The sequence below is a fragment of the Geobacillus sp. WSUCF1 genome (assembly GCF_000422025.1).
In the GTDB taxonomy this organism is placed as follows: domain Bacteria; phylum Bacillota; class Bacilli; order Bacillales; family Anoxybacillaceae; genus Geobacillus; species Geobacillus zalihae.
This window is the reverse complement of the sequence record NZ_ATCO01000268.1, coordinates 1-6,110: the sequence shown is the minus strand read 5'-3', so window position 1 is coordinate 6,110 and position 6,110 is coordinate 1. Positions and strand designations below refer to the sequence as shown.

Annotated in this window: 4 protein-coding genes, 1 pseudogene and 1 CRISPR repeat array; all 5 genes and pseudogenes read left to right on the top strand. The window is 53.1% G+C overall.

The features are described from left to right. A pseudogene (locus I656_RS0117140) lies at positions 1-1,200 on the top strand (PTS mannitol transporter subunit IICB); the annotation flags it as partial. Positions 1,201-1,241: 41 nt separating this feature from the next. Further along, the gene (locus I656_RS00205) at positions 1,242-1,469 is read left to right on the top strand and encodes a hypothetical protein (protein ID WP_020756938.1); all 228 of its coding nucleotides are present in this window, start codon (positions 1,242-1,244) and stop codon (positions 1,467-1,469) included. 6 nt (positions 1,470-1,475) lie between these two features. Beyond that, on the top strand, positions 1,476-3,566 hold the full coding sequence (locus I656_RS00210) for a BglG family transcription antiterminator (RefSeq protein WP_020756937.1): 2,091 nt from the start codon (positions 1,476-1,478) through the stop codon (positions 3,564-3,566). Positions 3,567-3,571: 5 nt separating this feature from the next. Beyond that, complete coding sequence (locus tag I656_RS00215) at positions 3,572-4,015, top strand: PTS sugar transporter subunit IIA (RefSeq protein ID WP_020756936.1); 444 nt, start codon at positions 3,572-3,574, stop codon at positions 4,013-4,015. Continuing rightward, entirely contained in the window at positions 4,015-5,175 is a 1,161-nt protein-coding gene (locus I656_RS00220) for a mannitol-1-phosphate 5-dehydrogenase (RefSeq protein WP_020756935.1), read from the top strand. Before I656_RS00215 ends, I656_RS00220 begins: the two co-directional genes overlap by 1 nt. Positions 5,176-5,356: 181 nt before the next feature. Further along, positions 5,357-6,060: direct repeats of the CRISPR family, unit length 30 nt; unit sequence GTTTTTATCGTACCTATGAGGGATTGAAAC. Positions 6,061-6,110 lie beyond the last annotated feature (50 nt).

Genomic DNA, 6,110 nt, shown 5'->3' with positions numbered 1-6,110 from the left:
GCGTTGTTGGGGCGACGGCGACGATGGGGGTCATCGTCGGTTCGGACATTCCGATGTTTTTAGGCGCGATGATCATGGGGCCGCTTGGCGGTTATGTGATCAAAAAAGTGGATGGATTGTTCCAAGGGAAAGTGAAGCAAGGATTTGAGATGCTTGTCAACAACTTCTCAGCCGGGATTATCGGCGGCGTGTTGACGCTGCTCGCCTTTAAAGGAGTCGGCCCGGTCATCTCGCTCATCAGCAAAACATTAGCGGCCGGAGTGGAAAAAATCATTGATTGGCATTTGTTGCCGCTGGCGAACTTGTTCATCGAGCCAGGGAAAGTGCTGTTCTTGAACAACGCAATCAACCATGGGATTTTAAGTCCGCTTGGCGTCGAGCAAGCAGCAAAAACCGGGAAATCGATTTTGTTCTTATTGGAAACGAACCCTGGTCCAGGGTTGGGGATTTTGCTCGCGTATTGGCTGTTTGGCAAGGGGATGGCGAAACAATCGGCGCCGGGGGCGGTCATCATCACTTCCTTGGCGGGATTCATGAAATTTACTTCCCGTACATTCTCATGCGCCCGATTTTGATTTTGGCAGCCATGGCAGGCGGCGTGAGCGGGGTGTTCACGTTTACCATCCTCAACGCCGGGCTTGTGGCCGTGCCGTCGCCGGGAAGCATTTTCGCCTTGCTGGCGATGACGCCAAAAGGGAATTACTTTGGCGTGCTAGCCGGCGTGTTCGTCGCCGCAGCGGTATCGTTCCTCGTCGCGTCGGTGTTCTTGAAATCGGCGAAACAAAAGGAAGGGGAAGAAGATTTAGCGAAAGCGGCGGAAAAAATGGAACAGCTGAAAGGAAAAAAGAGCCAAGTGGCGGCCGCGTTGCAGCAACAAGAGGAAGTGGCAGCGGCGGTGGCGGAACAGGCCGTCCCTGTAAGGGTGAAAAAAATTGTCTTTGCGTGTGATGCGGGAATGGGCTCAAGCGCGATGGGAGCGTCGATTTTGCGCAACAAAGTGCAAAAAGCCGGGCTCGATATCGAAGTGACGAACACAGCGATCAACCAGCTTCCGGCCGACGCGACATCGTCGTCACCCATCAAAATTTAACCGACCGGGCGAAGGCAAAATTGCCGAACGCCTACCACGTATCGGTCGAAAACTTCTTAAGCAGCCCGAAGTACGATGAGTTGATTGAACAATTGAAAAAGAACGCGTAAGTCGGCATGAAACGCAGGGGAAATGGCGTTCCCCCTGCGTTTTGTTTTACGGCAGCCTGCTGTTTCGAGTCGGTTTTCCGGCCAGCAGGGTTGGTTTTGGCGCCGAAAAAGGAATCATGAATGTGAAATTAAAAACTGTCAACAATAACAATGACGAAAATGAAACATCTCTTCATTGTCAAATCAAGAAAAAAGCCCTTACAATAAGAGATGAAGAACCGATTGGCCAATTTAAACCTGTCAACAATACGATCGAAGATGGGAGGTGAACGGCGATGTACGTATCGGCAAGGGAGCGGAAGCTGCTTGAGCGTTTGTTGGCAAGCGACCGTGATTTGACCGTCGGCGAACTGGCCGAGGAGCTGAATGTCAGCGCCCGCACGGTCCACCGCGATTTGCAAGGGCTCGAATCGGTGTTGCGCCGTTACGGGCTCGAGCTCGTCAAAAAGGCGGGTGTCGGCATCCGCCTTGTTGGGAAGGAAGAAAACAAACAGGCGTTGGCCGCAGAGCTGTTTCGCCTTTCTCATCATGAATACACCCCCGAAGAGCGGCAACTCATGATTTTAATTGCGCTGTTGGAAGCCAACGAGCCAGTGAAACTCGTCACATTGGCCCATGACTTGAACGTCACGGTCGCCACTGTCAGCTTTGATTTGGACAAATTGGAACAAACAATCGAGACGTATGGACTTTCGCTCATCCGCAAGCGTGGATACGGGGTGGAACTGGCCGGTTCAGAATCGGCGAAACGGCGCTTGATGAGCGATTTGTTGTTCCGCCATGTGAATGAACACGAATTTTTGGCGCTCATGAAAGAGACGATCCAAAGGCGCGCTGACGAACCGCTTGATACGATGGCGGAAAAACTGCTCGGGTTCATCGACCGGAAAAAGCTTGCCATCATTGAGCAGCAAATCGAGCAAGTGAAAGAAACGCTCCCGTTTCCGATGGCCGATAGCTCGTACATCGCCTTTGTCGTCCATTTGGCTCTAGCGATCGAGCGCATCAAGCGGGGAGAAGCGATCCACTTCGATCCGCGGGATTTGCAGACGCTTCAAGCGACGAACGAATACGAAATCGCTCGCGTGCTCGCCGAATCGTTGGAAAAAGTCTTTGGCGTTGCCATCCCCAGCGAGGAGATCGGCTATATGACGATGCACTTGATGGGAGCGAAATGGCGCAGCCGCCAAGGGACGATGATGGAGGAGGCAAGTTTGGCGGTTGGCATGAAAGCGCAGCAACTCATCCGCTTTGTCAGCCGCGAACTTGGCGTCGATTTGTCCGCCGACCGCACGCTGTATGAAGATTTGGTCGTCCACTTGAAGCCAGCCCTGTACCGCTTGGAGCACGGGATGGGGGTATCCAATCCGCTGCTTGAGCAAATTAAGCGGGACTATGCGGAGCTGTTCGCCATTGTCGCAGAAGGGGCAAAGCAACTGTTTGGCAACGTCCCGATGCCTGAGGAGGAGATCGGCTATTTAGTGCTCCATTTTGCCGCCGCGCTCATGCGGGAGAAAAAAGGCTGGCGGGTGCTCGTCATTTGTTCGAGCGGGCTTGGGACGGCGAAAATTTTAGCGACGAGGCTGAAAAAAGAGATTCCGGACATTGTTTCGCTGGAACAAGCGTCCGTGTTTGAATGGAAAGAGAAAGATGCAAGCGCGTATGACCTTGTCGTCTCGACCGTGCCGCTGGCCGATGAAGGCGGCCCATATTTCACCGTCAGCCCGATGTTGACGGAAGAGGAAGCGCGGGCAATCCGTGAATTTTTAGAGCGAAAATCAGCCGCTGAAAAGCGGATGAGGAAAGAGTCAATCGCACAGAGAAACAGGCCAGCGCTCGAGGCGATGAAGGCGGTTCGGCGCATCAGCGAGACGGTCGTCCACCTGTTGGACGGTTTTTCCCTCGAGGTGGTCAAGAGGCGCTCTGTTCATGAACTATTGACGGACGCGTGCCGCCGCCTCGAACGAAGCGGCGTCATCGTCGATGCCGATGTCGTCATCGAGGAGCTGCGGCGCCGCGAGTCGCTTGGCGGGCTTGGCGTCCCTGGCACGACGCTGGCGCTTTACCACGCTCGAAGCTTCGCTGTCCTTCGTCCATCTCTGACGATGTACCGACTTGATGCGCCGCAAACGGTGCCCGGCATGGACGGGGAGCCGATGGAGATCAACACGGTTGTGTTGCTTCTCGGCCCTGCTGATGCGGATGAAGAGATGCTTTCAGTATTAAGCCATGTGAGCACGTTGCTCGTAAAGGACGAGCAAAGCGCGGCCACGTTGGCTTATGGCGGCGAAGACGAAGTGTATTCGCTTATTAGCGGTCATTTGGAACAATTTTTCGATGATTATTGGATATCGATGAAGGAGTGAAATAGATGTTGACCCATTCGATTTTAAACAAAGAAAACATTGTGCTCAATGCACAACCAAAAACGAAAGAAGAGGCGATCCGTCTCGCCGGCGAGGTGTTGGTTAAGCAAGGATATGTCGCCCCGGCATATGTTGATGCGATGCTTGAACGGGAAGAACTGACATCAACGTATATCGGCAACAACGTCGCCATTCCGCACGGAACGGAAGCGGCAAAAGCGCTCGTGAAACAGTCCGGCATTTCGATCGTGCAAGTTCCAGGCGGCGTCGATTTTGGCGGCGGCAACATGGCCACGATCGTGATCGGCATTGCCGGTAAAGACGGCGAACATTTGGACATTCTCTCCCAACTCGCGCTTGTGTGTGCGGAAGCGGATCATGTAGAAGCAATGGCGAACGCCAAAACAGAAGAAGAAATTCTTGCGCTGCTCAATGAGGTGAACGGCTGATGCGGGCCGTCCACTTTGGCGCCGGCAACATCGGCCGCGGCTTTATCGGCAGTCTGCTGGCGGCGTCGGGATATGACGTCGTGTTCGTTGATGTCAATGGACAAATCGTCCGTTTGCTGAAAGAGCGGGGGGAGTATCGCGTCATTGTCGCCGGCGAGCAGCGAGAAGAACAATGGGTGCGCGGCGTCTCGGCGTTGAACAGCCAAACAGAGCGGGAGCAAGTCATCGCGGCGATCGCCGCCGCTGATTTGGTCACGACCGCCGTCGGCCCGCACATTTTGCCGGCCATCGCCCCGGTCATCGCCGCCGGGCTCAAGCAGCGGCTGGCCGCCCGGCAAGCTCCGCTTCATGTCATTGCGTGCGAAAATATGATCGGCGGCACGGAGACGTTGAAGCAGCACGTGTTTGCCCATCTTTCCGAAGCCGAACAACAGCTGGCGGGCGAGTCGGTCGGCTTTCTCAACTGCGCGGTTGACCGCATCGTGCCAAACCAAACGAACGATGATCCGCTGGCGGTGACGGTCGAGCCGTTTTTCGAATGGGCGATTGAAACGCGCAACGTCATCGGCGCGGTTCCGCCGATTCAAGGAGCGCATTTTGTCGCTGACTTAGGGCCGTATATTGAACGAAAGTTATTTACTGTCAACACCGGCCATGCCCTTGCCGCCTACTTAGGCTACCTCAAGCAATACGAAACCGTGCAAGACGCGATGAAAGACAGCGCCATTCGGGCGGATGTCGAACAGGCGCTCAGCGAATCCGGAGCGGTGTTGGTGAAAAAGCACGGTTGGAAGGCAGATGAGCACCGCGCGTATATCGACACGACGATCGGGCGATTCATGAACCCGGCGCTGTCCGACGACATCATCCGTGTCGCCCGCTCGCCGATCCGCAAACTTGGGCCGAACGACCGCCTCGTCGCGCCAGCCGTGCAATATTGCGCTTTATTCGGCAACGTCCCGCACGGCTTGGCTAAAGGAATCGCCGCCCTCCTGCGGTTCGATGACGACCGCGACGTGGAAGCCGCCGCCCTTCAACAAACAATCGCCCAACATGGAATCGAAGGCGCGCTTCGGCAATACGCGGGGCTTGAAAGTGGGCACCCGCTCGTGGCGGCGGTGAGGGAAGAGTACGGGAGAATGGAGAAAAACAAAAGCTGACCGCCTTTCAAATGTCGTCGACCTCCAATCGTGCAAAAATCCCGGGGGATCGACGACAATGTTTTTTTGCGTCAAAATCCTACAACCAACACGGCTCAGCAGTATTGACAGAATTTTTGAAACGTGATATTCTGAAAACAGCTCAGAGAGAAAAAGCTTGATTTGATGCGTATGGTTTGGGGTTTTTATCGTACCTATGAGGGATTGAAACCAGGCATAATATTAAAAACAACCAATGCAATTGGTTTAGTTTTTATCGTACCTATGAGGGATTGAAACCTCGTCGAGTTGGCTAAAGCACTTTGAGAAGGAGGAGTTTTTATCGTACCTATGAGGGATTGAAACTCAGATGTCATCAACGGGGCGCCTAACGTTCCGCATCGTTTTTATCGTACCTATGAGGGATTGAAACAAATTATAAAAGTAAACGGCTCTGTCACGCATGAACTTGTTTTTATCGTACCTATGAGGGATTGAAACTCATTTTCATCCGCCAAAAATAGGAGATATTGTCATTGGTTTTTATCGTACCTATGAGGGATTGAAACCAAAATGGATTTGTTGGTCATTTAGGTGGTTTTGTAAGTTTTTATCGTACCTATGAGGGATTGAAACAACGAGGGGAGAACCACCGACCATCACGACATCAACGGTTTTTATCGTACCTATGAGGGATTGAAACAGACAATGTTCGAGCAACTTATCCAGTTCCGACTCTGAGTTTTTATCGTACCTATGAGGGATTGAAACCTCCCACTTTGATATGGGCGTGAGCAAAACGCTTTTGGTTTTTATCGTACCTATGAGGGATTGAAACAAATTGCGGTTGAATTTGCCGAACAATCAAGCCGAGCGTTTTTTATCGTACCTATGAGGGATTGAAACCCGAGAGTGTTGGCGGAGGCGCAGCGGGCGGCGCGTTTTTATCGTACCTA